The organism is Komagataeibacter swingsii, from assembly GCF_003207895.1.
Lineage (GTDB): Bacteria > Pseudomonadota > Alphaproteobacteria > Acetobacterales > Acetobacteraceae > Komagataeibacter > Komagataeibacter swingsii.
In genome coordinates, this window is sequence record NZ_NKUB01000011.1 from 26,512 (window position 1) to 51,587 (window position 25,076).

Below are 25,076 nucleotides of genomic sequence, written 5' to 3' on the forward strand. Positions count from 1 at the left end.
TTAGAGATGGCAACAGAAATACTCATGCCCGCCCTGTCCCCCACGATGAAGGAGGGCAAGGTCGCGCGCTGGCTGCGCAGGCCGGGCGATGCCATTGCGGCTGGCGACGTGATTGCGGAAATCGAGACCGACAAGGCCACGATGGAAGTCGAGGCCGTGGATGAAGGCATCATGGGCCGCATCCTGGTCCCCGAGGGGACGGAAAACGTGGCCGTCAACACGCCCATCGCCATCCTGCTGGCCGAAGGCGAGGGTGCGGACGCACAGCCCGCCGCCGCTGCCCCCGACGCCGCGACGGCAACACCTGCCGCCCCGCCGTCCTGTGGCCCGACGCCTGCCGCCCCCGGCGCGCCGCCCGTATCGGCCCAGCCGGAAAGGGACTGGGGCGAAACCGCCGAGATTACCGTGCGCGAAGCCCTGCGCGACGCCATGGCCGCCGAACTGGCCCGTGACGGGGATGTGTTCCTGATCGGTGAGGAAGTGGCGCAGTACCAGGGCGCGTACAAGGTCTCGCAGGGGTTGCTGGACCAGTTTGGCGAAAAGCGGGTGATCGACACCCCCATTACCGAACAGGGCTTTACCGGCATGGCCATTGGCGCCGCGCTGACGGGGCTGAAGCCGATCGTCGAGTTCATGACCATGAACTTCGCCATGCAGGCCATTGACCAGATCATCAATTCCGCCGCCAAGACGCGCTACATGTCGGGCGGGCAGATGTCGTGCCCCATCGTGTTCCGTGGCCCCAATGGGGCCGCCGCCCGCGTGGGCGCGCAGCATTCGCAGTGCTTTGCAAGCTGGTACGGCCATGTGCCGGGGCTGAAGGTGGTCGCACCCTGGTCGGCGGCGGACGCCAAGGGCCTGCTGCGCGCCGCCATCCGCGATCCCAACCCGGTCATCTTCCTTGAAAACGAGATCCTGTACGGACAGCGTTTTCCCTGCCCGGTGGATGAGGATTTCATCCTGCCCATCGGCAAGGCGAAGATCGAGCGCGCGGGCACGGATGTCACCATCGTCGCCTTCTCCATCATGGTGGGCACGGCGCTGGAAGCGGCGGCCAAACTGGCGGAGCAGGGGATCGAGGCCGAGGTCATCAACCTGCGCACCATCCGCCCGCTGGATACCCAGACCATCGTGGACAGCGTGAAAAAGACCAGCCGCCTGGTCACGGTGGAAGAAGGCTGGCCGTTCGCGGGCATTGGCGCTGAAATCGCCATGCAGGTGATCGAGTACGCCTTCGACTACCTTGACGCCCCGCCGGTGCGCGTGGCCGGGGCCGACGTGCCCATGCCGTTCGCCGCCAACCTTGAAAAACTCGCGCTGCCCAACCCGGACTGGATCATCAATGCCGTCCGGCAGGTTGTGTGAAGGGGGACCGCACGATGTCCATCAACATCCTGATGCCCGCCCTGTCGCCCACCATGAAGGAAGGCAAGCTGGCGCGCTGGCTCAAGGCGGAAGGCGACGCGATCGCCGCAGGCGACGTGATTGCCGAAATCGAGACCGACAAGGCCACGATGGAAGTCGAGGCCGTGGATGAAGGCGTGCTGGGCCGTATCCTGATCCCGGAAGGGACGGAAGGCATAGCCGTCAACACGCCCATCGGCATTCTGGTGGCCGAAGGCGAAAGCGTGCCCGCCGCCGCGTCCGCCCCTGCAGCGCAGGCGGCGGCACCGGCAGCTACTTCGACGCCCGCCACGGCCCCCGCGCCGCAGGCCGCGCCCGCGCCCGCCCCGGCAACCACGGGGAAACGGGTATTCGCCTCCCCGCTGGCGCGCCGGATCGCGACGCGGAAAGGCATTGACCTGTCCACGCTGAAAGGCAGCGGCCCCAACGGGCGCATCGTGCGCCGGGACGTGGAACAGGCCGCCACCGCACCGGCGGCCCCGGCCCCCGCGCCGCAACCCGCGACCCCGCCCGCAGCCCCCGTGGCGGCCGGCGCCGGGTATGAAAGTGTGCCGCATTCCACCATGCGCAGGGTGATCGCGCGCAGGCTGACGGAAGCCAAGACCACCGTCCCGCATTTCTATGTCGAAATGGACGTGCGGCTTGACGCGCTGATGGCGCTGCGCAAGCAGTTGAACGCCGCATCCCCCGCCGAGGGGCCGGGCGCGTACAAGATTTCCGTCAACGACATGCTGGTGAAGGCAGCCGCCCTGACGCTGCGCCGCGTGCCGAAGGTCAACGTGGCCTACAGCGATGACGCGACGCTGGTTTATGACGACGTGGATATTTCCGTCGCCGTCTCCATCCCCGACGGGCTGATCACGCCCATCGTCCGCCGTGCCGACACCAAGGGCCTGCGCCAGATCAGCACCGAAATCCGCGACCTGGCCGCGCGTGCGCGGGCGGGCAGGCTGAAGCCGGAGGAATTCCAGGGCGGCACGTTCTCCATCTCCAACATGGGGATGTACGGGGTGAAGGCGTTTTCCGCCATCCTCAACCCGCCACAGGCCGGTATCCTCGCCATTGCGGCGGGGGAACGCAGGCCGGTGGTGCAGGGGGATGACATCACCGTCGCCACCGTCATGACCGTGACCCTGTCGGTCGACCACCGCGTGGTGGACGGCGCGCTGGCGGCGGAATGGGTTTCGGCCTTCCGCGATGTGGTTGAAAACCCCATGAGCCTTGTGGTCTGAGGAAACGGTCTGATGAGCACCACGCAATTTGATGTCATTATCATCGGCGGCGGGCCGGGCGGTTATGTCGCGGCCATCCGCGCGGGCCAGCTCGGGCTGAAGGTCGCGGTGGTCGAGGCGGCACAGCTTGGGGGCATCTGCCTCAACTGGGGCTGCATCCCGACCAAGGCGCTGCTGCGCGCATCCGAAATCAACCACATGCTGCACAACCTTGGCGAGTTCGGCTTTGCGGCGGACAATGTGCGCTTTGACTTCGCCAGCGTCATCAAGCGCTCCCGCAATGTCGCGGCCCAGCTTTCGGCCGGTGTCGCCCACCTGCTGAAAAAGCACAAGGTCACGGTCATCAACGGCTTTGGCAGGCTGGCGGGTACTGCGGGCGGGCAGCGCACGGTATCGGTCAGCGTGGATGGGAAGGAAACCGCCACCCTGACCGCACCCAACGTGGTCGTGGCCACGGGCGCGCGCGCGCGCGTGCTGCCGGGGCTGGAACCCGATGGCAAGCTGGTCTGGTCCTATCGCGAGGCGATGGTGCCGAAAGAACTGCCGCGCAGCCTGCTGGTGATCGGGTCGGGGGCGATCGGGGTCGAATTCGCCTCCTTCTACCGCAACATGGGCGCGGAGGTGACGATTGTGGAAGTCGCCGAGCGCATCCTGCCGGTGGAAGATGCCGAAATCAGCGCCTTTGCCCGCAAGGCGCTGGAAAAGCAGGGGATGAAGATCCTGACCGGGGCCAGGCTGGGCGCGATCCGCAAGGGCGACAACGCCGTCACCATCGACGTGACCGTGGGCGGCAAGGTGCAGCAGGTCACGGTGGAGCGCGTGATCTCGGCGGTCGGCATTGTCGGCAATGTCGAGAATATCGGCCTCGAGGGCACCGCGATCGAAGTGGACCGCACCCATATCAGGGTCGATCCCTACTGCCGCACGGGGGAAAAGGGGGTGTACGCCATTGGCGACATCGCCGGCGCCCCATGGCTTGCGCACAAGGCCAGCCATGAGGGCGTGATGGTGGCCGAACAGATCGCGGGCCGCAGTGTCCACCCGATCAATCCGCTGAACATTCCCGGCTGCACCTATTGCCGCCCGCAGGTGGCGTCCGTCGGCATGACGGAAGAAAAGGCGAAGGCGGCGGGCCACAAGCTGCGTATCGGGCGCTTCCCCTTCATCGGCAATGGCAAGGCGATCGCGATGGGCGAGCCGGAGGGCATGGTCAAGACCATATTCGACGACGCCACCGGCGAATTGCTGGGCGCGCACATGGTCGGCGCGGAAGTGACCGAGATGATCCAGGGCTACGTCATTGCCCGCACCGGGGAACTGACGGACGCGGAACTGAAGGAAACCATCTTCCCGCATCCCACCATATCGGAAACCATGCACGAAGCGGTGCTGGCGGCCTATGACGGGGCATTGCATATCTAATTGATAAATAAGGAAAAAGTTTTTGGGTGCCGCTTTTTTTCAAAAAGGCGGCGTTCTTCGAAGCTTTTTACAAAAAGCTTCGCCAGAAACTTTCTGTTGTCCGGAAGGCAAGGGATGACCGCGCTGATCGTGCGGTTGTGATCCCCTGCCGGGACGAAGGCGGCAAGAACGCTTGACGTGGTGGGGCAGGCGTTACACTTCTGATTATCTGCCTGTTTACGGGAATTTTTGCGTCATGTCCGTGCGTTTGATGATCGATCACCGGAAGAAAGGGGAGGCCGCACAGCGACACCCCGAAAAGGCACACCGGCCCGACAACCCTATCGCGCGCAAGCCCGAGTGGATACGCGTGCGCGCGCCCAACCACCCGACCTATCACGAGACGCGCCAGCTCATGCGCGACAACAAGCTGGTCACGGTGTGCGAGGAAGCGGCCTGCCCCAATATCGGCGAATGCTGGTCCCAGCGCCACGCCACCATGATGATCATGGGCGAGATCTGCACCCGCGCCTGCGCGTTCTGCAATGTCACGACGGGCCTGCCGCACGCGCTGGACGGGGATGAGCCGCAGCGCGTGGCCGACGCGGTGGCCAAGCTGGGCCTGCGGCATGTCGTCATAACATCGGTGGACCGCGACGACCTGCCCGATGGTGGCGCGCATCACTTCGCGCGCGTGATCGCGGCCATACGCGCCGCCGCCCCCGACACCACGATCGAAATCCTGACGCCTGACTTCCTGCGCAAGCCCGGCAGCCTGGAAATCGTGGTGGCGGCACGGCCCGACGTGTTCAACCACAACCTTGAAACCGTGCCCCGGCTGTATCCCACCATCCGGCCCGGCGCGCGGTATTACCAGTCGATGCGCCTGCTGGATGACGTGAAGCGGCTGGACCCGTCCATCTTCACGAAATCGGGACTGATGCTGGGACTGGGGGAAGAACGGGCCGAAATACTCCAGGTCATGGATGACCTGCGGATTGCGGACGTTGATTTCATCACCCTGGGGCAATATCTCCAACCGACAGTGAAGCATGCTGCGGTGGCCCGGTTTGTAACGCCCGAGGAATTCACCGATTATGCGGGCATGGCCCGTGTGAAGGGGTTCCTGCAGGTCAGTTCCTCGCCACTGACACGGTCATCGTACCATGCGGATTCTGATTTTGCGGAACTGCGCGCCGCACGTGAACAACGCCTGCGGACAGAACGTGGCGCAACGGAGATGAAGTGATGCCCACCCATGCCGAACGTCGGCTTATCGCCTATACCCCCAGCCAGCTTTTTGACCTGGTGGCCGACGTCGGGAAATACCCCCAGTTCCTGCCGTGGTGCACCAGCGCGCGCGTGCGCACCCGCACGGCGGATGAACTGGTGGCCGACCTGACCATCGGCTTTGGCCCGTTCCGGGAGACGTTCACCAGCCGCGTCCTGCTCGAAGCGCCCAATACCATCCGGGTCAGTTATGAAAAGGGGCCGTTCCGCTACCTGAACAACGTCTGGACCTTCACCCCCGAACCGCGCGGGTGCCTGGTCGATTTCTTCGTGGATTTCGAATTCCGCTCCCGCCTGTTGCAGGCGGCGATTGGCGTGGTGTTCAACGAAGCGGTGCGGCTCATGGTTTCCGCCTTCATCCGCCGGGCGCGTGACATCTACGGGCCGCCGCCCGCCCTTACCGCACCGCAGCAACCCGTCGGCCCGGCCAAGGCCGGTAACGCCTGACATCCCCTTACGTAAAACCGGACAGGGAAAGACCCAGCATGAAAACCATCATCACCGCCATGGCAGGGGGCGTGCTGCTGTGCATGGCGCAGCCTGCGTTCGCAGCCCCCGCGTCGTCGCATCACGCCAGCAGGGAATCCGTTGCCGCCAGCGATGCGGAAACCGCCGACCTGAACAACCAGAGCCTGCAGAAGGCCCGCGCCTCGCTCAAGGCCGTGCCCGCCGCGACCACGGCGGCCCCCGGCCACCCGGTGCAGGCCGAAGGCACGGGCCAGACCGCGCCAGCCATCCGCGTGCCCGAAACCGGCAGTACGGTTGCTGGATACTAAGAGACTGTTTGAAAAGTTAGTTCGTGATAGCGCTTTAAAATTAAAGGAAGTTTTTGGTGAAGCTTTTTGCAAAAGCTTCGAAAGAACGCCGCCTTTTTGAAAAACGGCAGCACCCAAAAACTTTTATAACATCCTGACCCGGCGGCCTATTCCGCCGACAGCCGCCCCGCGTGGTCCAGCAGCAGGGCCAGCGCCGTGCGCACGGCCTGCGTGCGCACGTCCCACCGTTCCCCCGTGAAGATATGGGATACCGTATCCACCGTGCCGCTGGTGGCCACGGCGAACCAGACCAGCCCCACCGGCTTGCCCGCCGTCGCCCCGCCGGGGCCGGCGATGCCGGTAATGGCGAGGGACAGGTTGGCGTCGGGCGCATGGGCCAGCGCGCCCTGCGCCATCGCGGCGGCGACCTCGCGGCTGACCGCGCCGTACTGTTCCAGCAGCTTCGCGGGCACGCCCAGCGCATGGGCCTTCATGCTGTTGGAATAGGTGACAAATCCGCCGCATACCACGTCCGACGCCCCGGCGGCCTCAGTCAGGGCGGCCGCCAGCAGGCCGCCGGTGCAGCTTTCCGCCGTGACGACCCGGCACCCCGCCGAACGGAAGCGGGCCAGCGCGTCGGGCATGCGGGCCAGGAAGGTATCAGGTAACATCCGCTATGGTCTCCTTTCGCGTCCTAACGCATCACGCCAGGAAACGGATGCCTGTCAGGATGATGCCCGCCATGATCCCGGCCACGATGTCGTCGCCCATGATGCCCATGGCGTCATGCCTGCGGTCGAACCAGCCCACCGGGCCGGGCTTGGTAATGTCAAACAGGCGGAACAGGGCGAACGCCAGCAGCAGCCACAGCACATCCGCCCAGCGCAGGGCCGACAGGCGCAGGGGGGCCAGCGGGAACATGGCCAGCCACATGCCCGCGACCTCGTCAATCACGATCCAGCCATGGTCCTCCCCGTTGGAGGCAAGCTGTGTCGCGCGATATCCCACCGCTGTGCATACCAGCACCGCCAGCGCCATCCAGATCCAGTGCCCCAGCAGCGGCACCCCCACGATCAGCGCCGCCAGCGACCCCACGGTGCCCGGCGCGCGCGGCGCGAACCCCGCGCCGCCAAAACTGGCGATCAGGTGGGACAGGGGGCGCGCCATCAGCCCCGGCCCAGCGCCGGATCGGTTGCCTGGTAAATGGCCATGTTCTCCTCCACCCGTTCAACGTAGTTGCGCGTCTCCCCGAAGGGGATGCTTTCAATCCAGTCCAGCATGGCGTCCGGCTGGGGCGTGTCGCGCGCGGGGTTGCCCAGCGTCATGAGCCATGTATCCGTGCGGTGCGGCCCCGCGTTGTAGGCGGCGGCCACATACGGCACGGCGCCGCCCATGCGCTGCGCGATATCGGCAAGAAACGCCGCCCCCAGCTGCATGTTCAGCCGCGGGTCGGTCAGGCTGGCCGCCGTGACGTTCACGTTCAGCCCGGCCTTGCGCGCGACCTCGCGCGCGGTGGGGACCAGAAGCTGCATGAGACCCACCGCATGGGCGGGGCTGACCACGCCCGCGTCAAAGCCGCTTTCCTGCCGCGCCACCGCCAGTTCCACATCGGCGGGCAGGATGGAGGTGGGCGGGGCATAGGCGCGTGGCCAGCCTTCGCGCACCAGCGTCAGCCCGTCCCTGCCCGCCAGCCGCGCCACCATCACGGCGGCATCGGGCATGCCCAGCCGGGTGGCCATGCGCGCGGCCAGCACGTGTTTCACGACGCCGGTATCCTGCGCATCAAGGGCGAGGACGAAGTCACGCGCATGGTGCCGGTCGCCCCATGCCACCAGTATCTCCGCCGCGCGGGCCAGGTCGCTGGTATCGAAATGCACGGAATCGGCCACGTCGGGCACGGGTTCGCGCTCGCGCAGCAGGTAGGCGCGGATCTGCTGTCCCGCCTGGTTGGGCGCCACGAGCTGGTTCATGCTGTCGCCGGCCAGCCGCTCGATGGCCATCTGTCCATAAAACGTGTTGGCCAGTGCCGCCGCCTGCTGCCACTGGGCCTTCGCCGCCCCATGCCGCCCCTGCGCCCATAGCGCGCGCCCGGCCCAGTACAGCCCGCGACTGCGGGTAATGACGGGGACGGCCTGCGTCAGTGGCGTGAAATCCGCCAGCGCGTGGTCGGCGTCATGCAGGTATTCCAGCCGCACCCACCCGGTCAGGAACAGGGCGTCGTACTGCGTGGCCGACCCGGTATCGGCGCTGTCATTGGCCATGAACAGCGCATCATCCGTGCGATGGGCCAGCAGCAGGTCACGCGCCATGGCGTCGCGTTCGCGCCAGAATACCGCGGCAACCGCAGGCGTCTGCTGTTTTTCGGTGTCCACCCCGCGTTCGCGCCACAGGGCCAGGGCCGCATCCAGCCGCTGCGCGTGGTGCAGCCAGCGCAGGCGGTCCAGCACCAGCGCGCCATCGGCCAGCTGTTCGGGGGGCAGGGTGGCCAGCATGTCTTCGGCGTCCGCGTCATTGTGGCGGAAGGCCAGCCGGGCGCGGGCGACAGGCTGCTGGGCGGTGTCCAGCATGGCGACCTGCTTCGTTGCCGCATCGATCCTGCCCGCGCGTTCCTGCCGGTCGAATCGCAGCCAGTGGTCCTGTGGCGTCAGCACGGGGCCGAAGGCGGACAGCATGGCCTGCGCATCAGGCTGCGTATCGGCGCGGTTGACCCACGCGACACGCGCCCAGCTATCCAGCGCGGCGGGCCGGGGGGTGGCGCGCGCGCAGCGCAGCAGGGCCTGCACGTCGGTCAGTTGCTGGCGGTCGCACAGCGCGCCTGCCGCCGCGTCATCGGGTTCGGCCGCCAGCTTCTGCTGGAAACGCGCCAGCAGCAGCGCGCGCTGCGGCCATGAAGGGTTTTCGGATAGGAAGGTGGCGTATTCCCCCGCCGTGCCGCCGCCCGACAGCAGGCGCAGGTAGACCAGCACCCTGGCCGCGACGGGGTCATCATCGGCATTGCCGGTCGCGGCCTGTCCCGGCGTGGGCCAGCCGCCCTGCGGCGTAGCGGGGGCAGGGGCGGCATGCAGCGCGGGGGCGGCCAGCAGCGCCAGCCCGGCCACAAGCCCCCATGCCGCAACGGGGCCGGGGCGGAAAGCAGCCCCGCGTGGCATTACACGCCACCCCCCACATGGGTCCAGACCTCGCCCCCGCCCTTGACGATCAGTTCGATCGCGACCGCCAGCACCACCAGCAGCCCGACCCACGAAATCCAGCGATAGCGTTCCAGCAGGCGCGCGATCAGCGACGCCGCCACCGCCATCAGCACCACCGATATCACCAGCCCCGCCACCAGCACGCCCATGTGCTTGCCCGCCGCACCCGCCACCGCCAGCACGTTATCAAGGCTCATGGACAGGTCGGCCACGATGATGCGGATGATGGCGTTGCGCAGCGACGCGGGCGCGGGCGCGCCGCCTTCGGCATGGTCGTCGCCGCCCATTTCGCGGTACATGCGCCAGCACACCCACAACAGCAGCAGCCCGCCGGCCAGCGTCAGCCCGATGATGGCCAGCAGCCTGACCGCCACCAGGGCAAGGCAGATCCGGATCAGCGCCGCCCCCAGCACGCCGCACAGGATGGCGATTCGGCGCGAGGCATGCGGCAGGTTGCGCACCGCCAGGCCCACCACGATGGCGTTATCCCCCGCCAGCGTCACGTCAATCAGGACAACCTGAGCCAGGGCGTAAAGGGAGGACGGGGAAAAAATGGCAGACATGGGCAAGCTATGTTCCTGGGCAGATGGCCGCGACAGGGCGCGCGGGGTTTCACAATCACTTTATGCCGTTCGCTGCCCGCATCATGCAAACACACCCGTTCCGGCGCATGATATATGCCACGTTATGAATTGCGCGTGAATATAAGGGAGACGCAAGCAGCAGAATTGGTTAGGAAGGCCGCCTGATTCGTGTATCGCCCGTTGCAGCAAAGGAAGCCCGAGAACATGGTACCGCGCTATACCCGCCCCGTCATGGCCGCCATCTGGTCGCCCGAGAACCGTTACCGCATCTGGTTCGAGATCGAGGCCCTGGCCTGCGAAGCCATGGCGGAATATGGCGCGATCCCGGCCGGGGCCGCGAAGACCATCCGTGAACGGGGCGACGCCGCCATGGCCGCCTTTTCGCAGGCGGACCTTGACCGCATTGATGAAATCGAGGCCGAAACCCGCCACGACGTGATCGCGTTCCTGACGTGGCTGGCCGAAAAGGTCGGCCCCGACAGCCGTTTCGTGCATCTGGGCATGACATCGTCCGACGTGCTGGACACCTGCCTGTCGGTGCAGATGGTGCAGGCCACCGACCTGCTGCTGGCCGATCTGGACGCGGTGCTGGCGGCGCTGAAGCGCCGGGCGTTCGAACACAAATACACCCTGACCATCGGCCGCAGCCATGGCATCCATGCCGAGCCGACATCATTCGGCCTGAAGATCGCGGGGCATTACGCCGAATTCGCCCGCAACCGCGAACGCCTGCTGCGCGCGCGCGACGAAATCGCCGTATGCGCCATTTCCGGCGCGGTGGGCACCTATGCCCATATCGACCCGCGCGTGGAGGAATACGTGGCGGCCAGGCTGGGCCTGAAGCCCGAGGGCGTGTCCACGCAGGTCATCCCCCGCGACCGGCACGCGGCGTATTTCTGCGCGCTGGCGGTGATCGCCAGCGGGATCGAGCGGCTGGCGACCGAGGTGCGCCACCTGCAGCGATCCGAAGTGCGCGAGGCGGAGGAGTTCTTCCACAAGGGGCAGAAGGGGTCGTCCGCCATGCCGCACAAGCGCAACCCCGTGCTGTCGGAAAACCTGACGGGTCTGGCCCGCCTCGTGCGATCGCACGTCATCCCGGCGCTGGAAAACGTGGCGCTGTGGCATGAACGTGACATCAGCCATTCCTCGGTCGAGCGCAACATCTGCCCCGATGGCACGATCGGGCTGGACTTCGCGCTGATGCGGCTTGCGGGCATGATGGAAAAGCTGGTGGTCTATCCTGACCAGATGCAGGCCAATATCGACAGCCTGGGCGGGGTGGTGCATTCGGGCGAGGTGCTGCTGGCGCTGGCGCGCGCGGGCATCCTGCGCGAGGACGCGTACCGCATCGTCCAGCGCAACGCCATGGAGACATGGACGAAGCTGGGCCACAAGGGCGCAAGGACCTTCCGCGAGAACCTCGCCGCCGACCCCGAGGTCGCGGGCCGGGTGCCCCCCGAAGTGCTGGACGCGGCCATGGACAGCAATGCCCACCTGCGCCAGATCGACCATACCTACACCCGCGTGTTTGGTGAGTCCGGCCCCGCGCGGGCCTGACCACACGGACCACCCCGTGGCCTGACGCAAACAACAGCAGGATATCAAGGCGTGTGCACAGTCGTCATTTCCCACGACCCGGCCCAGGAATGGCCGCTGCTGATGGCGGCCAACCGTGATGAACGCCTTGACCGGCCATGGCTGCCGCCGGGGCGGCACTGGGCGGGGCAGCCCGATGTCGTGGGCGGGCAGGACCAGGTCGCGGGCGGGTCGTGGCTGACCCTGAATGACGCGGGTGTGGTCGCCGGCATCATGAACCGCGTGGGCAGCCTTGGCCCGATGCCGGGCAAGAACTCACGCGGGGCGCTGCCGCTGCTGGCCGGGCGCTTTCCCACCGCGCGCGACGCCGTGGCGCATATCGCCACGATCGACGCGGGCGCGTGGCGGTCGTTCAACATGATCGTGGCCGACGGGGACGACGCCTTCTTCATCCGTGGCCCCGGCTATGGACAGCCACAAATCGAGCCGCTGGCGCCCGGCGTGCACATGGTCGCCACCACCGACCCCGATGACATGGCCATGCCGCGCATCGCCCGCCACCTGCCGCGTTTCCGCGCGGCCCCGCGCCCGGTGCCGCCGCAATGGACGGCATGGACCACGCTGCTGGCCGATCGGTCCCTGCCCGCGGGCAGCGAGCTGAACATCCCGCCGCGTTCGGGCTTTGGCACGTGCAGTTCGTCCGCCATCGGGGTGGCGCGCGACGGGCGGCATTCATGGTTTTTCGCCGCCGGCGCCCCGGACCGCGTGGGCTACCAGCCCGTCAACCTGTCGGCCCCGGGCGCGCGGGCGGGGTAAATATGGTATCTTCCGGGGCGGATCGCTGCTATGCCATGCGCATCATCAGGGATCATGCCGACAGCAGATCCCGCAGATCAGGGGAGGGGCCACTCCCGGCCCGTTCCCGCAGCGTTATGTGAAGGACGAGTATGGGCCGCCGCCGCCAGCTTTACGAAGGAAAAGCCAAGATCCTTTTCGAGGGACCCGAGCCGGGCACCCTCGTGCAGTATTTCAAGGATGACGCCAGCGCCGGCAACGGCGCGAAAAAGGGCGTCATCACCGGCAAGGGGGTGCTGAACAACCGTATCAGCGAACACCTCATGCTGCGGCTGCACGATATCGGGATTCCCACCCATTTCATCCGCCGCCTGAACATGCGCGAGCAGCTTATCCGCGAAGTCGAGATCATCCCGCTGGAAGTCGTGGTGCGCAACGTGGCGGCGGGCAGCCTGTCCAAGCGGCTGGGCATCCAGGAAGGCACGCGCCTGCCGCGCCCGATCATCGAGTTCTATTACAAGAACGACGCCCTGAATGACCCGATGGTGAGCGAGGAACACATCACCGCGTTTGGCTGGGCCTGCCCGCATGACATGGAAGATATCGTGTCGCTGAGCATGCGCATCAACGATTTCCTGTGCGGCCTGTTCATGGGCATCGGCATCATCCTTGTCGATTTCAAGCTGGAATTCGGCCGCCTGTTCGAGGGCGACAACATGCGGATCGTGCTGGCGGATGAAATCTCGCCCGACAACTGCCGCCTGTGGGACGCCAAGACCAGCGAGAAGCTGGACAAGGACCGTTTCCGCAAGGACATGGGCAAGGTCGAGGAAGCGTATCAGGAAGTCGCGATGCGCCTGGGCATCCTGCCCGAGGCCACGAATTCCGACATGAAGGGACCGGAGGTAATGCAATGAAGGTGCGTGTGACCGTCATGCTGAAGGAAGGCGTGCTTGACCCCCAGGGCAAGGCCGTGGAACACGCGCTGCACGTGCTGGATTTCAGGAACGTGGGCGAGGTCCGCATCGGCCGCGTGATCGAGCTTGAGGTGGACGAGACCGACCGCGACCGCGCCCGCGCGCAGGCCGACGCCATGGCGCGCGCGCTGCTGGCCAACCTTGTGATCGAGGACTTCACGACGGAGGTCGTTGGATGAAGATCGCCCGCCTTCTTGCCCTTGGCTGCGTCATCGCGGTGGGCCTGCCCGCAGGCCACGCATCCGCCCAGCGCCTGTCGCGCTTGACCGGCGAACAGCTTGGATCGCTGTGCACCAAGCCCGCCGGCACCGGCATCTGTGACGCCTATATTTCCGGCGTTGCCGATTCCGCCGCCCTTGACCACCTGTTCGAGCGCAATGCCGAAAAGGACGCCAGGGATGTTTCGGCCTTCTGCATAACCCCCGCCACCCCCACGGCGGACATGCGCACCAAGGTCGTAAGCTGGATGAAGGACCACCGTGACACACTGTCCCGCCCGGCGGGGGAGGCCGTGTTCACCGCCCTGCATGAATCCTATCCCTGCGGCGGCGGCAAATGAAGGCGGCGATCGTAGTCTTTCCCGGCACCAACCGCGAACGTGACATGGCCATCGCCCTGCGCGGCGTGACCGGCCGGGCGCCCGCCATGGTGTGGCACCGCGAGACGGCGCTGCCCGCGGGCTGCGACCTTGTGGTGCTGCCCGGCGGCTTCAGCTATGGCGATTACCTGCGCTGCGGCGCGATGGCGGCGCATGCGCCGATCATGGCGGCGATCCGTGAATTCGCGCTCAGGGGCGGCCATATCCTGGGCGTGTGCAACGGGTTCCAGATCCTGACCGAAGCGCAACTCCTGCCCGGCGCACTCCTGCGCAATGCTGCGCTGCGTTTCCTGTCACAGGACTGCTTCCTGCGCGTGGAACGCAATGACACGCCGTTTACCCGCCATTGGGCGAAGGGCGACGTGTTCCGCACCCCCATGGCGCATGGCGATGGCAACTACATCGCCAGCGCCGACACCATCCGCATGCTGGAGGACACGGACCGCGTGGCCTTCCGCTACGTGGCCGAAGATGGCCGCGTGGATGAAGGCGACCCGCAACTGAACCCCAATGGTTCCATGAACGCCATTGCCGGCGTGTTCAGCGAAAACCTGCGGGTCTGCGGCATGATGCCCCATCCGGAGGATCTGGTTGATCCGCTGATGGGTGGTGAGGACGGAAAACCCCTGTTTACGGGACTTGTGGAGGCACTGGTCGGATGAGCGCAAAGTCACCGCGCCCCGTTGATGCGGCACTGGCGCGCGAATTCGGCCTGACGGCGGAAGAATACGACAATGTCCTGTCGATCATGGGCCGCACGCCCACGTTTACCGAACTGGGCATTTTCTCGGTCATGTGGTCGGAACACTGCTCGTACAAATCGTCGCGCGCGTTCCTGAAAACCCTGCCGACCAAGGCCCCATGGGTCATCCACGGCCCCGGCGAGAACGCGGGCGTGGTCGATATCGGCCACGGGCTGGCGGCCATCTTCAAGATGGAAAGCCATAACCACCCCTCCTTCATCGAACCCTACCAGGGGGCGGCGACGGGTGTGGGCGGCATCCTGCGCGACGTGTTCACCATGGGCGCGCGTCCCATCGCCAACCTCAACGCCCTGCGCTTTGGCGACCCGAACAACCCGCAGACCCGCCGCATCGTGGACGGCGTGGTGCGCGGCGTGGGCGGCTACGGCAACTGCGTGGGCGTGCCCACCGTGGGCGGCGAGATCAACTTCCACCCCGCCTATGACGGCAACCCGCTGGTCAACGCCATGACGGTGGGTGTGGCACGTCAGGACCGCATCTTCCTGTCGGCGGCGGCCGGCGTGGGCAACCCGGTGATCTATGTGGGTTCCAAGACCGGGCGTGACGGCATCCACGGGGCCACCATGTCCTCGTCCGAGTTTGACGAGGACGCGCTGGCCAAGCGCCCGACCGTGCAGGTGGGCGACCCGTTTGTCGAAAAGCTGCTGATCGAGGCCTGCCTGGAACTGATGGCCACGGACGCCATCGTGGCCATTCAGGACATGGGGGCGGCGGGCCTGACCTCGTCTTCCGTTGAAATGGCGGGCAAGGGCGGGGTTGGCATCGACCTTGACCTGGATCACGTGCCCCAGCGCGAACGGGGCATGACGGCGTATGAAATGATGCTGTCCGAAAGCCAGGAACGCATGCTGATCGTGCTGCGCCCCGACCGCACGGAACAGGCGCGCGCCATCTTTGACAAGTGGGAACTGGATTTTGCCGTCATCGGCCACCTGACCGATACCGGCAACATCGTGATCCGCCACAAGGGCGAAGTCGAGGCCGACATTCCGCTGGCCCCGCTGGCGGACCAGGCCCCGGTCTACCATCGCCCCACGGCACCGGCCCGCAAGCCGCTGCCGATGGAGCCGATCATCGACCCCGTGGGCGTGGAACAGGCGCTGATCCGGCTGATCGGCTGCCCCGACCTTGCCTCCCGCGCGTGGGTGTACAACCAGTACGACAGCACGGTGGGCGGCCAGACGGTGCGCAGGCCCGGTGCGGCGGACGCCGCGATCGTCAAGGTCGAGGATACGGAAATCGGCCTGGCGCTGACCACCGACTGCACGCCGCGCTACTGCCGCGCCAATGCGAAGCTGGGCGGCGCGCAGGCCGTGGCGGAAGCATGGCGCAACATTACCGCGACCGGCGCGCGCCCGCTGGCGGTGACCGACAACCTGAACTTCGGCTCGCCTGAAAAGCCGGAGGTGATGGGCCAGTTCGTCGATGCCATCGCGGGGATGGGGGAAGCCTGCCGCGCGCTGGACTTCCCGGTCGTCAGTGGCAATGTCTCGCTATACAACGAAACCCGCGCGCCCGATGGCACGTCACAATCCATCCTGCCCACCCCCGCCATTGGCGGCCTTGGCGTGCTGGAGGACGTGCGCAGGGCGGTCGGGCTGGAAATGCCTGATGGCTGCGACATCATGCTGCTGGGGGAGACGAAGGGCCAGCTTGGCCAGTCGATCTGGCTGCGTGAGATCCTTGGCGCGCAGGATGGCGAGCCGCCCGAACTCGACCTGGCGGCCGAACGGCGCAATGGCGATTTCGTGCGTGGGCTGATCCTTGATGGTACCATCATCGCCTGCCATGACGTGGCCGATGGCGGCGTGCTGGTGGCCGTAACCGAAATGGTCATGGCGGGGCAGGCGGGCTGCGTGCTGGATGCGCCGCAGTCGGGCATGCGCCCCGAAGCCTTCTGGTTTGGCGAGGACCAGTCACGCTACGTCGTCGCGGTGCGCGACGGGCAGGCGCTGGCCACCCTTGCAGCAAAGGCGGGTGTGCCATGCCGCAGGCTGGGCCATTCGGGCGGGCAGGGTTTGACATTGCCCAGCGGGTCCACAATATCCAAGGCACGTCTGCTCGCGGTGCATTCCGAATTCTTTCCGCGACTGATGGACCGATAGGGCAGGAGTTTTAAGCCAGATGGCAATGACGGCACAGGAAATCGAAACCTATATCCGCGAAGCCCTGCCTGATGCGAAGATTGAGATCGACGATCTGGCAGGCGATGGCGACCACTATGCCTGCCGTGTCGTGAGCGAGGCCTTTCGCGGCCTGCCACGCGTGCGGCAGCACCAGATGGTCTATGACGCGCTGCAGGGGCACATGGGCGGCAAGCTGCACGCCCTGGCCCTGCAGACGCAGACCCCGGACTGACATGCGGATCCTTACCCCCAACGCAGGAAACGAAAACAATGGCTGAAACAATCGCACAGCGCATCCAGGCGCAGATCGACGCCAACCCCGTCATGCTGTACATGAAGGGCGACGCCAACTTCCCGCAGTGCGGCTTTTCCGCGCGCGTGGTGCAGGTGCTCAAGCACCTTGGCGTGCCGTTCGCGACCGACAACGTGCTGGCTGATCCCGAGATCCGTCAGGGCATCAAGGATTTCTCCAACTGGCCGACGGTGCCGCAGCTTTACATCAAGGGTGAATTCATCGGCGGCTGCGATATCGTGACGGAAATGTACCAGACCGGCGAGCTGGAAAAGCTGCTGGCGGAAAAGGGCATCGCCACTGCCGCGGCCTGACCGCGCCGGCCCCATATCATGGTCGATCGGGACGGGCGGGACAGAAATGTTCCGCCCGTTTCCTGTTTTATGGGCAACATCCCTTGCATCCGGCCCACGCTTTCGCCTAGCTTCGTGCAGGTTTGAAAAACAAGGGGGCCTGATGCGCTACAGCGACTTGCGTTATGCTACAATGTTTCTGCTTGGCGCAGGTCTTGCTGGCAGCATCGTAACCCCCGCCCATGCCCGCACCCATGCCGTGACGGACATGGAAGCCGACCGCCTGACACTGGGCGCGCTGACCGCGCCCCCGCCGCCGGTCCGGCATGTGGCCTATGTCCGTCGCGCGGGGGGGCGTCACGCCCCGGTGGTGATGGCGGCGAACCACGCATCGGTCGCCCATACCCGGCATGCCATGGTTCACACCGTGGCCTATCATCCCCATGGCGTGGTGGTCCATCACATCCATCCGACAGCGTCCCGCCACCGCACCTGATTGCGGATCGCGCCTTCAGTACTGCCTGAAGGCATCCGGTATCCATTCCACGACATTGCCCGGCAGCACCGCGCACAGATCGAAGCGGATGCTGTCGTAAACCCAGTGCGGGTTGGCCGCGCATAAAAACCGCGCGGCGTTCATGATGCGCGCCACCTGCGCCGGACGGATCGCTTCGCCCGCCGCCAGCAGGGACGGGCGCGCCTTGACTTCGGCAAAGATCAGGCAGCCCGCCCGTAGCGCCACGATATCCACTTCCCCCCATCGCGTACGCGCACGGTGCAGCAGGACCTGTCCGCCACGGGCCTGAATATCCGCCATCGCCAGGTGTTCCGCCGCCATGCCGTCAGCACTGGCCCGCCTGCCGCGCAGCCGGCGGTAAAGGGGGGCAGGGGGCGCGTTACGCATTGTCATGCTTTGTTTTTCCTGCGGCTGGCATGGGTGTGTAAAACCCGGCTGGTAGGATATAGCAGGCAGCACGACCAGGCTCTGGCGGTCGGGGGCGGACGCCGTGGGCCGCGACGGGATGTGCGACATGCTTCTTCATTTCCTGACCATATGGGATCTTTGCCTGCTGCTGGCGCGCGTGTCCATCATCGCGGCGGTGGTGGTGCGTGTGCTGCTGACCAAGCGCGATGTCGGGGCGTCCATCGGCTGGATTGGCGTGACCGTGCTCATGCCGCTTACGGGCGGGGCGCTGTACCTGATGTTCGGCATCAACCGCGTGCACCGGCGTGCGCGGCGCATGGCGGGACAGCACCCGTGGCGCAGCCGCACCATGTCATCGCAATGGCGGCGTGACGAATCCGGGGATTTCGCGCCACTGGCCTCCATGGTGGGCAAGCTGACCGGCCGCCCGCTGCTGGGGGGTAACGCGATCACGCCCATGCATGATGGCGACACCGTCTATCCCCGCATGCTGGATGCCATCAACGCCGCGCGGCACAGCGTGCTGATGTGTTCGTACATCTTCCGTGACGACCGGATCGGGCGGCAGTTCTGTGACGCGCTGGTCGCGGCCCACAGGCGCGGGGCACAGGTGCGCGTGCTGGTTGATGGCGTGGGGTCGGGGTATTTCCACTGTGGCGTGGGGCGCATCCTGCATGAGGCGGGCGTGCCGGTGGGGCGGTTCATGCATTCCATGCTGCCGTGGCGCATGCCGTTCATCAACATGCGCGACCACAAGAAGATACTGGTAGTGGACGGGCTGACCGGCTTCATGGGCGGGCTGAACATCGGCGCGGAAAACATCGCCGCATCCCACCCCCGCCACCCGGTATCGGACACGCATTTTGAAGTGAAAGGCCCGGTCGTCCACCAGTTGAGCGAGGCCTTCGCCCGTGACTGGGCCTTTACTCGAGGCGAGGAACTGACGGCGGACATCTACTTCCCGCGCCAGGACAGCCATGGCCCCACCCTGAGCCGCGTCGTGACCGCAGGGCCGGACATGGATCTGGAAAAGATCGAATACACCATGTTGCAGGCTTTCACGCTGGCGCGGCGCAGCATCCGGATCATGACGCCGTATTTCCTGCCCGATGACCGTTTCCTGACCGCGCTGGCGCTGGCGTCCATGCGCGGGATCGAGGTGGATATCGTCGTGCCATGGCACAGCAACCATACCGTGCTGGACTGGGCGCGGTCGGCCAACCTGCCGCGTTTCCTTGATTCGGGCTGCCGGATCTGGCTGGCGCGGCCGCCGTTCAACCATTCCAAGCTTATGGTGGTGGACCGGCACTGGTCATTTGTCGGCAGTTCCAACCTGGATGTGCGCAGCCTGCGGCTGAACTTTGAAATCAACCTGGAAGCCTATGACGGGGCGCTGGCGACCCTGATCGATGATTTCATCGCCACCCACCGCCATGTGCGCCTGACGCATCATGACCTTGACCGCCGTTCCTTCGCGCTGAAGATGCGCGATGCGGCGGCGCGGCTGTTCCTGCCTTACCTGTAGGGCCGGGGTGAATTGACAGGGCCGGGCGTGCATGCCTACCATTGCATAGGGGTAATGAAAGGTTCTGGGCGCCGCCTGTTTTCAAAAAGGCGGCGTATTCCGAGGCTTTTTGAAAAAAGCTTCACCAAAACCTTTACGCCGTTCTATCAACAGATTTCCCTGAAGCAGTCCCTTATGGCCATGCCACATATACCGCGTGTCGCATGTTCCTGATCCTGCCATTATGCGCGGCCTACAGCGTATTCCTGCTGTGTCTGTGGCCATACAGCACCATGCACCTGTCCATTGCGTGGGAAGCCAGCATGCTGTGCGGGTTTTCGGCGCTGTTTTTCCTGCTCACGCTGTTTGCCCTGACCGGGCGGCCGCTGCCCGAACCCTTCTTTGACGGCCGGTTCTTCCTGACCCTGCATCGCTGGCTGGCCTGGCTGTTCGTCGGGCTTGTGGCGCTGCATGCAGGCGGGATCATATGGGTTGACCCGCAGACGCTGTATGACCTGTGGCCATCGGGCGCGCCCGGCATGCAGTTCGGTGCCGCCGCGGCGGCGCTGGCGGTGGTGACGCCGTGCCTTGCGTTGCAGCGCGTGCGGCGCGGGCTGTATGCGACGGCGGCGATGTTCCGCCGGTCGCACGCGCTGCTGGCGATGGCGGTGCTGGGGGCATCGGTTTTCCATGTCGTGGCGACGCGGGTGCATGTGGCGCTGTGGTGGCAGGTATGGATGTGTGCCGGGATCGCCGTGGTGGCCTGCGTGCTGCCGGTGGGCGAGCGCAGGCTGCTGGCGCGCCTGCCCGCCCGCCACGATGGGCGCAGGCGGCGGCTGCATACGGCGTACCTGGCCCGCCGGCTGGCGGGCGCCATGCTGGGCGTGGCGGCGTGTGAAACGGTGGCGTTCGTGTTATGGCGGCATTAGGGCTGCGGCGCGCGCTGGCGCCCGTGCTGACGGTGACCGGGCTTGCGGCCCTGTTCGCCCTGCTGGTGGTGGGCCACCGGATGACGGTCGCGACGGGGCAGGACATTCCCCTTGTGTTCCACCACCGCGCGCATGGGGGCTATAACTGCGTCACCTGCCACCATGATTTCCTCAGCCCGGTGGTGACACCGGCGACGCACCGCACCTGCATCGCCTGCCACAGGGAAACGCCGCAACTGGCCCCCATCATCCGCGACCAGTTCCATGACCTGTGCGAAGGCTGCCACCTGAACCTGCAACAGCAGGGGCGGCAGGCGGGGCCGGTGCATGAATGCCGCGACTGCCATGCCCGCAGGCCGGACATTCCGGCGCATGGGCGGCTGTTCTGACCCTGTGCCACGGGTTCAGCGCGTGGGCCGGAGCAGGACGGAAATGGGGCGGTGGTCGGATGCGTAATTCTCGATCACGTGGCGCTCGACACAGGTCAGGCCGCGCACAAGGCAGCGGTCGAGCCGGATGGGCAGCATGTCGGCCATGCGGTGCGTGGGTTCGCGCGGCCCCACATCGTGGAAATGCCGGATCAGGGCGGGACCGACCTGGTTGAAATCGCCCAGTATGGCGGCCTGGTGCGGCAGGATCTGCACGACGCGGCGCAACTGCCTGCGGTTGAGCAGTTGCCCGTGCGAAAGATGGACATTGGCCACCGTGACCGTCCCGCAATCGACAATCTGGGCCACGCGGCGGATCAGCGTGCCCGCGGGCAGGGTGCAGGTCAGCGGCTGGCGGCGGTAGGGCCACGGACTCCAGCATGCCAGCCCGTGTATGCGGCCGGGCAGGGGGGAGCGCGCGTAATGCCCGCCGATCAGCGTGGGCAGGGTGTCGATTTCCACCGTCGCTTCCTGCATCAGCATAAGGTCGGGCCGTTCGGTGCGGATCAGGTCGATCACGTCGCGCACCGTCGCCCCGATGCGGCGCAGCAGGTTCCAGCTTACGATCTTGATCGCCTCGGCCTCGCGCTTGGGCGGGGTCAGGTCCATCTGTGGCGGCGTGCCGTGCCGGGGCTGGATGGATGGCAGGCGAAGGTAGGGGCGCGCTAGGGTCATGGTTCGATAAACGGCTCGCGTATCTCGTCAGGGATGGGGTCTTTGGATCGGGGGTCGCCCGCGGCGAATTCGGCGGTCAGGGTATAGCCTACGCCAATCAGCACGGGGCCAAGGAAAATTCCCAGCCCCCCGAAGGTCAGCACGCCGCCCAGGACCCCCAGCACGGTCAGCAGGTAGGGCATCTGCGCCCCGCGCGCGATGAACATGGGCCGGATGACGTGGTCCGCCCCCGATACGATGATCGTGCCATACAGCAGCAGGAAGACGCCCCAGCCCGGATGGTGGGTCAGCAGCAGGAACACGGCGGCGGGAATCCATACCAGCGGCGCGCCGATGGGCAGCACCGCGACAAAGGCGGTGACCGCCCCCAGCAGCACCGGGCTGGAAATGCCCGCGATGGCGAAGCCGATGCTGGTCAGGATGCCCTGGATGATGGCGGTGCCAAGGATACCGTACACCGTGCCGCGTATGGTCCGCCCCACGATGCGCAAAATCCGGTCGGCATACACGCCCGCGATCCTGTGCACCACGGCGACGAAGGTATCGCCCAGCGCATCGCCCCCCAGCCAGAAGAAGAAGGAAATGAACAGCGCCATGGCCAGGTGCGCCAGCCCGCTGGCCAGTTGCATCATGGCGGTCAGGATGGATTGCCCGATGCGCCCGGCATAGGGGCGCACGATCTGGTCTATGCTGCCGATATCAACCGACCATTCCTGCCATTTTGCAACGATTTCGGGGCCGAAATGCGGGATACGCGCAAGGCGCGCGGGCAGCGGCGGCAGGTGCAGCGTGCCCACGGCGTCAACGATGTACTGCAATGTGGCCGGTACATCGGCAATGCTGTTGGACACCACGGCGGCCAGCGGCACCACCAGCACCAGCGCGCACAGCACCGTCATGGTCAGGGCGGCGGGCAGCAGCGACATGTGCCGCCGCAGCCGCATGAATACCGGCCATGTGGAAAAGGTCAGGATCGCCGCCCACAGCAGGGCGGTCATGAACGGATACAGGATCAGGACGCAGCCGAATGCGATCCCCCCCAGCATCAGTCCCATCATGATACGTTCGACCATAACGGTGGCGTATCCCCTCCTGCCATTAAACGAAAGACAAATGTTCAGGACTTTCGTTCCCGTGCCGTATGCTGCACCTTATCGTGCGACACGCAATTCCTAAACACCGGGAGAAGGTATGCATCCGCTGATTTCAGCCAGTGATCTGGCACAGGCCATCCCGCATGGCGACATCCTTGTGCTCGATGCCTCCATGGCGCTGCCGGGGCAGGCCTTCGACCCGCAGCAGCGTTTTGCCAATGCCCATATCGCCGGCGCCGTGCGCTTTGACATCGACACGTTCTCCGACCCGGATTCCCCCCTGCCGCACACCATCCCCGGCCAGGCCCGCTTCACGCGCCTTGCGACCGAACGCGGCATGGCGAACACGAAGCGCATCGTGTTCTACGACCAGGACGGCATGGTGTGCGCCGCGCGCGCGTGGTGGCTGGCGCGCCTGTTCGGCCATGAAGGGGTGCAGGTGCTCGAAGGCGGGCTGGCCGCGTGGAAAAGTGCCGGCCTGCCGCTGGAAAGCGGGCCGGACCTTGCCACGCCCGCGCCGTTTGTCAGCCGCCCGCGTTATGACCGCCTGCATGGCACGGGTGACGTGCTGGATATCGTGCAGGGCCGCCTGCCGGGGCTGATCCTTGACGCGCGCAGCCGGGGCCGGTTCGAAGGCCGCGACCCCGAACCCCGCGCCGGGATCGAATCCGGCCACATGCCCGGCGCGCGCAGCCTGCCGTACACCGAACTGCTGGATGACAATGGCCGTTTCCTGCCGGTTGATACGCTGAAGGAAAAGTTCGCGGGCCTTGGCGTAAGCGGGGCCACCGCCGTCACCTGTTCATGCGGCAGCGGCATGACCGCGTGCATGATCGCGCTCGCCCTGGTCAGCATCGGCGCGGGTGCGGGGGAACCCGCGGTCTATGACGGGTCATGGGCGCAATGGGCGTCCACGCCTGATGCGCCCATCGTGTGCGGCGCGTAAGGGCGGATGGCGGACATGACCGATCCCATGGCGCTGGTGCCCCCTGACCTGCTTGAACGCGTCGTGCGCGGCTGGCGCGACATGGCCACGCGGCTGGTCCAGATCGGGCGCGACCACCCTGAAGGCGACAGGGGCGTATTCGTCAACCCTGCCGCCGGGCGGGGTTCCACCGTGCTGTTTTCCAGCCTGGAGGCCATGGACCGCGCAGGCCACGGCCGCTACGGGCCGGAACTGATATACGGCGCCATGGGCACGCCCATCCAGCACCGGCTGGAAGCGGTCATCGCTGAAATCGAGGGCGGCGCCCACGCGCAGGTCGTGCCATCGGGGCTTGCGGCCTGCACGCTGCCGCTGCTGGCCTACCTGCAGGCGGGGGATCACTGCCTGCTGTCCGATTCCGTCTATGGCCCCACCCGGCGCTTTGCCGACCGGGTACTGCGCCGTTTTGGCGTGGCGGTCACCTATTTCCCGCCCATGGCGGGCGAGGATGAGTTGCAGGCGCTGGTGCGGCCCGAAACCCGCCTGATCTTTGCCGAAAGCCCCGGCAGCCATTCGTTCGAGGTGCAGGACGTGCCCATGCTCGGCCGCCTTGCCGCCCGCATCGGCGCGCGGCTGGTGGTGGACAACACATGGGGCATCGGCCTGTTCAACCCGTTCGCGCATGGGGCGCATGTGTCGGTGCAGGCGCTGACCAAATACCCGGCAGGCCATTCCGACACCATCATCGGCGCGGTCACGGTGGCGTCGGATGCCGACTGGCGGCCCCTGCGCGACACCGCGATACAGGCGGGCCAGACGGCGGGGCCGGATGACTGCTGGCTGACCCTGCGCGGGCTGCGCACCATGGGCGCGCGGCTGGAACGTCAGGCGGCCACCGCGCTGGGGGTGGCGTTGTGGCTACAGTCCCGGCCCGAAGTCCATCGCGTGCTGCATCCCGCCCTGCCGTCATGCCCGGGGCATGCATACTGGGCGCGGGATTTCAGCGGCGCGTCCTCGCTGTTCGGCGTGGTGTTTGACGCAGGCTTCACGCAGGCGGACCTGACCGCCATGATCGACGGCCTGCGGCTTTTCGGCATTGGCGCGTCATGGGGCGGGTATGAAAGCCTCGTGCTGCCCACCACCGGCGGGATTTCGCGTTCATGCCCGTCGGTTACGGGGGCGGGACCGGCCTGCCGGCTGCATGTCGGGCTGGAGGCGGGCGCCTTGCTGGTGGCCGACCTGGCGCGCGGGCTGGATGGCATGTCTGCCGCCCGCGCAGGGCGGGGGACGGGCTGACGTAGATCAAGGTTGCGACGGGGCAGGGATGGGACACTTGCCCATACATGATGCCCCCGCCC

General features: G+C 66.3%; 29 protein-coding genes. 22 read left to right on the forward strand and 7 right to left on the reverse strand.

Going from position 1 to position 25,076, the window contains the following annotated elements; genetic code table 11:
- Positions 1 to 6: 6 nt before the first annotated feature.
- From CFR76_RS09780 to CFR76_RS09805, 7 genes are read left to right on the forward strand one after another with little or no spacing between them, the layout of a single operon-like run.
- Positions 7 to 1,365, forward strand: a complete 1,359-nt coding sequence (locus CFR76_RS09780; protein ID WP_110556975.1) for a pyruvate dehydrogenase complex E1 component subunit beta — start codon at positions 7 to 9, stop codon at positions 1,363 to 1,365.
- Positions 1,366 to 1,379: 14 nt separating this feature from the next.
- Positions 1,380 to 2,636, forward strand: coding sequence for a pyruvate dehydrogenase complex dihydrolipoamide acetyltransferase (locus CFR76_RS09785; RefSeq protein WP_110557049.1), 1,257 nt, complete (start codon positions 1,380 to 1,382; stop codon positions 2,634 to 2,636).
- A gap of 12 nt (positions 2,637 to 2,648) precedes the next feature.
- On the forward strand, positions 2,649 to 4,058 hold the full coding sequence (gene lpdA, locus CFR76_RS09790) for a dihydrolipoyl dehydrogenase (protein ID WP_110556976.1): 1,410 nt from the start codon (positions 2,649 to 2,651) through the stop codon (positions 4,056 to 4,058).
- Positions 4,059 to 4,084: 26 nt separating this feature from the next.
- On the forward strand, positions 4,085 to 4,234 hold the full coding sequence (locus CFR76_RS18030; protein WP_167402103.1) for a hypothetical protein: 150 nt from the start codon (positions 4,085 to 4,087) through the stop codon (positions 4,232 to 4,234).
- A gap of 59 nt (positions 4,235 to 4,293) precedes the next feature.
- The gene (lipA, locus tag CFR76_RS09795) at positions 4,294 to 5,286 is read left to right on the forward strand and encodes a lipoyl synthase (protein WP_110556977.1); all 993 of its coding nucleotides are present in this window, start codon (positions 4,294 to 4,296) and stop codon (positions 5,284 to 5,286) included.
- Complete coding sequence (locus CFR76_RS09800; protein WP_110556978.1) at positions 5,286 to 5,774, forward strand: type II toxin-antitoxin system RatA family toxin; 489 nt, start codon at positions 5,286 to 5,288, stop codon at positions 5,772 to 5,774. Before lipA ends, CFR76_RS09800 begins: the two co-directional genes overlap by 1 nt.
- A gap of 38 nt (positions 5,775 to 5,812) precedes the next feature.
- Positions 5,813 to 6,103 (forward strand): hypothetical protein, encoded by a 291-nt coding sequence (locus CFR76_RS09805; protein ID WP_208623968.1) that lies wholly within the window; start codon positions 5,813 to 5,815, stop codon positions 6,101 to 6,103.
- A gap of 146 nt (positions 6,104 to 6,249) precedes the next feature.
- On the opposite strand, the gene CFR76_RS09810 is transcribed toward CFR76_RS09805, so the two are convergent.
- Genes CFR76_RS09810 through CFR76_RS09825 form a run of 4 tightly spaced genes read right to left on the reverse strand, consistent with a single transcriptional unit; the run spans position 6,250 to position 9,836 of the window.
- Positions 6,250 to 6,753, reverse strand: coding sequence for a CinA family protein (locus tag CFR76_RS09810; protein WP_110556979.1), 504 nt, complete (start codon positions 6,751 to 6,753; stop codon positions 6,250 to 6,252).
- A gap of 31 nt (positions 6,754 to 6,784) precedes the next feature.
- Positions 6,785 to 7,249, reverse strand: coding sequence for a phosphatidylglycerophosphatase A family protein (locus CFR76_RS09815; RefSeq protein WP_110556980.1), 465 nt, complete (start codon positions 7,247 to 7,249; stop codon positions 6,785 to 6,787).
- Positions 7,249 to 9,231 carry a lytic transglycosylase domain-containing protein gene (locus CFR76_RS18705; protein WP_110556981.1) on the reverse strand — a complete coding sequence of 661 codons (1,983 nt, stop codon included), beginning with the start codon at positions 9,229 to 9,231 and terminating at the stop codon, positions 7,249 to 7,251. The genes CFR76_RS09815 and CFR76_RS18705 overlap by 1 nt, the downstream gene beginning before the upstream one ends.
- Positions 9,231 to 9,836: a YjbE family putative metal transport protein gene (locus CFR76_RS09825; RefSeq protein ID WP_110556982.1), complete on the reverse strand. Its 606-nt coding sequence runs from the start codon at positions 9,834 to 9,836 to the stop codon at positions 9,231 to 9,233. The genes CFR76_RS18705 and CFR76_RS09825 overlap by 1 nt, the downstream gene beginning before the upstream one ends.
- A gap of 225 nt (positions 9,837 to 10,061) precedes the next feature.
- On the opposite strand from CFR76_RS09825, the gene purB reads away from it, so the two are divergent.
- The 10 genes from purB to CFR76_RS09875 all read left to right on the forward strand — a co-directional run bounded on the left by purB (position 10,062) and on the right by CFR76_RS09875 (position 17,734).
- The gene (gene purB, locus CFR76_RS09830; RefSeq protein WP_110556983.1) at positions 10,062 to 11,414 is read left to right on the forward strand and encodes an adenylosuccinate lyase; all 1,353 of its coding nucleotides are present in this window, start codon (positions 10,062 to 10,064) and stop codon (positions 11,412 to 11,414) included.
- Between the two features lie 51 nt (positions 11,415 to 11,465).
- Positions 11,466 to 12,209, forward strand: a complete 744-nt coding sequence (locus CFR76_RS09835) for an NRDE family protein (RefSeq protein ID WP_110556984.1) — start codon at positions 11,466 to 11,468, stop codon at positions 12,207 to 12,209.
- A gap of 131 nt (positions 12,210 to 12,340) precedes the next feature.
- Entirely contained in the window at positions 12,341 to 13,105 is a 765-nt protein-coding gene (gene purC, locus CFR76_RS09840) for a phosphoribosylaminoimidazolesuccinocarboxamide synthase (RefSeq protein ID WP_010507961.1), read from the forward strand.
- Complete coding sequence (purS, locus tag CFR76_RS09845; protein WP_110556985.1) at positions 13,102 to 13,344, forward strand: phosphoribosylformylglycinamidine synthase subunit PurS; 243 nt, start codon at positions 13,102 to 13,104, stop codon at positions 13,342 to 13,344. Before purC ends, purS begins: the two co-directional genes overlap by 4 nt.
- The gene (locus CFR76_RS09850) at positions 13,341 to 13,724 is read left to right on the forward strand and encodes a Rap1a/Tai family immunity protein (protein WP_110556986.1); all 384 of its coding nucleotides are present in this window, start codon (positions 13,341 to 13,343) and stop codon (positions 13,722 to 13,724) included. Before purS ends, CFR76_RS09850 begins: the two co-directional genes overlap by 4 nt.
- Positions 13,721 to 14,425 carry a phosphoribosylformylglycinamidine synthase subunit PurQ gene (purQ, locus tag CFR76_RS09855; RefSeq protein ID WP_110556987.1) on the forward strand — a complete coding sequence of 235 codons (705 nt, stop codon included), beginning with the start codon at positions 13,721 to 13,723 and terminating at the stop codon, positions 14,423 to 14,425. The genes CFR76_RS09850 and purQ overlap by 4 nt, the downstream gene beginning before the upstream one ends.
- Positions 14,422 to 16,632: a phosphoribosylformylglycinamidine synthase subunit PurL gene (gene purL, locus CFR76_RS09860; protein ID WP_110556988.1), complete on the forward strand. Its 2,211-nt coding sequence runs from the start codon at positions 14,422 to 14,424 to the stop codon at positions 16,630 to 16,632. Before purQ ends, purL begins: the two co-directional genes overlap by 4 nt.
- A 19-nt stretch (positions 16,633 to 16,651) precedes the next feature.
- Positions 16,652 to 16,885, forward strand: a complete 234-nt coding sequence (locus CFR76_RS09865; RefSeq protein WP_110556989.1) for a BolA family protein — start codon at positions 16,652 to 16,654, stop codon at positions 16,883 to 16,885.
- Between the two features lie 38 nt (positions 16,886 to 16,923).
- Complete coding sequence (grxD, locus tag CFR76_RS09870) at positions 16,924 to 17,259, forward strand: Grx4 family monothiol glutaredoxin (RefSeq protein WP_110556990.1); 336 nt, start codon at positions 16,924 to 16,926, stop codon at positions 17,257 to 17,259.
- 142 nt (positions 17,260 to 17,401) lie between these two features.
- Complete coding sequence (locus CFR76_RS09875) at positions 17,402 to 17,734, forward strand: hypothetical protein (RefSeq protein ID WP_208623969.1); 333 nt, start codon at positions 17,402 to 17,404, stop codon at positions 17,732 to 17,734.
- A gap of 15 nt (positions 17,735 to 17,749) precedes the next feature.
- Here the strand turns inward: CFR76_RS09875 and CFR76_RS09880 are convergent, their stop codons facing one another.
- A complete protein-coding gene (locus CFR76_RS09880) occupies positions 17,750 to 18,148 on the reverse strand; it encodes a YraN family protein (protein WP_408884368.1) in 399 nt (132 codons plus the stop codon).
- A gap of 121 nt (positions 18,149 to 18,269) precedes the next feature.
- Here CFR76_RS09880 and CFR76_RS09885 point away from each other — a divergent pair, with 121 nt between their 5' ends.
- The 3 genes from CFR76_RS09885 to CFR76_RS09895 all read left to right on the forward strand — a co-directional run bounded on the left by CFR76_RS09885 (position 18,270) and on the right by CFR76_RS09895 (position 20,985).
- Positions 18,270 to 19,688, forward strand: coding sequence for a phospholipase D-like domain-containing protein (locus CFR76_RS09885; protein WP_110557052.1), 1,419 nt, complete (start codon positions 18,270 to 18,272; stop codon positions 19,686 to 19,688).
- A gap of 203 nt (positions 19,689 to 19,891) precedes the next feature.
- Positions 19,892 to 20,596 carry a ferric reductase-like transmembrane domain-containing protein gene (locus CFR76_RS09890; RefSeq protein ID WP_110556992.1) on the forward strand — a complete coding sequence of 235 codons (705 nt, stop codon included), beginning with the start codon at positions 19,892 to 19,894 and terminating at the stop codon, positions 20,594 to 20,596.
- Positions 20,584 to 20,985, forward strand: a complete 402-nt coding sequence (locus tag CFR76_RS09895; RefSeq protein WP_244191867.1) for a cytochrome c3 family protein — start codon at positions 20,584 to 20,586, stop codon at positions 20,983 to 20,985. The genes CFR76_RS09890 and CFR76_RS09895 overlap by 13 nt, the downstream gene beginning before the upstream one ends.
- Positions 20,986 to 21,000: 15 nt before the next feature.
- On the opposite strand, the gene CFR76_RS09900 is transcribed toward CFR76_RS09895, so the two are convergent.
- Together CFR76_RS09900 and CFR76_RS09905 are read right to left on the reverse strand one after the other, a co-directional pair.
- Entirely contained in the window at positions 21,001 to 21,699 is a 699-nt protein-coding gene (locus tag CFR76_RS09900) for an endonuclease/exonuclease/phosphatase family protein (RefSeq protein WP_110556993.1), read from the reverse strand.
- The gene (locus CFR76_RS09905; RefSeq protein WP_110556994.1) at positions 21,696 to 22,772 is read right to left on the reverse strand and encodes an AI-2E family transporter; all 1,077 of its coding nucleotides are present in this window, start codon (positions 22,770 to 22,772) and stop codon (positions 21,696 to 21,698) included. The genes CFR76_RS09900 and CFR76_RS09905 overlap by 4 nt, the downstream gene beginning before the upstream one ends.
- Before the next feature lie 118 nt (positions 22,773 to 22,890).
- On the opposite strand from CFR76_RS09905, the gene CFR76_RS09910 reads away from it, so the two are divergent.
- Together CFR76_RS09910 and metC are read left to right on the forward strand one after the other, a co-directional pair.
- Positions 22,891 to 23,739 carry a sulfurtransferase gene (locus CFR76_RS09910; protein ID WP_110556995.1) on the forward strand — a complete coding sequence of 283 codons (849 nt, stop codon included), beginning with the start codon at positions 22,891 to 22,893 and terminating at the stop codon, positions 23,737 to 23,739.
- 15 nt (positions 23,740 to 23,754) lie between these two features.
- The gene (gene metC, locus CFR76_RS09915; protein WP_110557054.1) at positions 23,755 to 25,014 is read left to right on the forward strand and encodes a cystathionine beta-lyase; all 1,260 of its coding nucleotides are present in this window, start codon (positions 23,755 to 23,757) and stop codon (positions 25,012 to 25,014) included.
- Positions 25,015 to 25,076 lie beyond the last annotated feature (62 nt).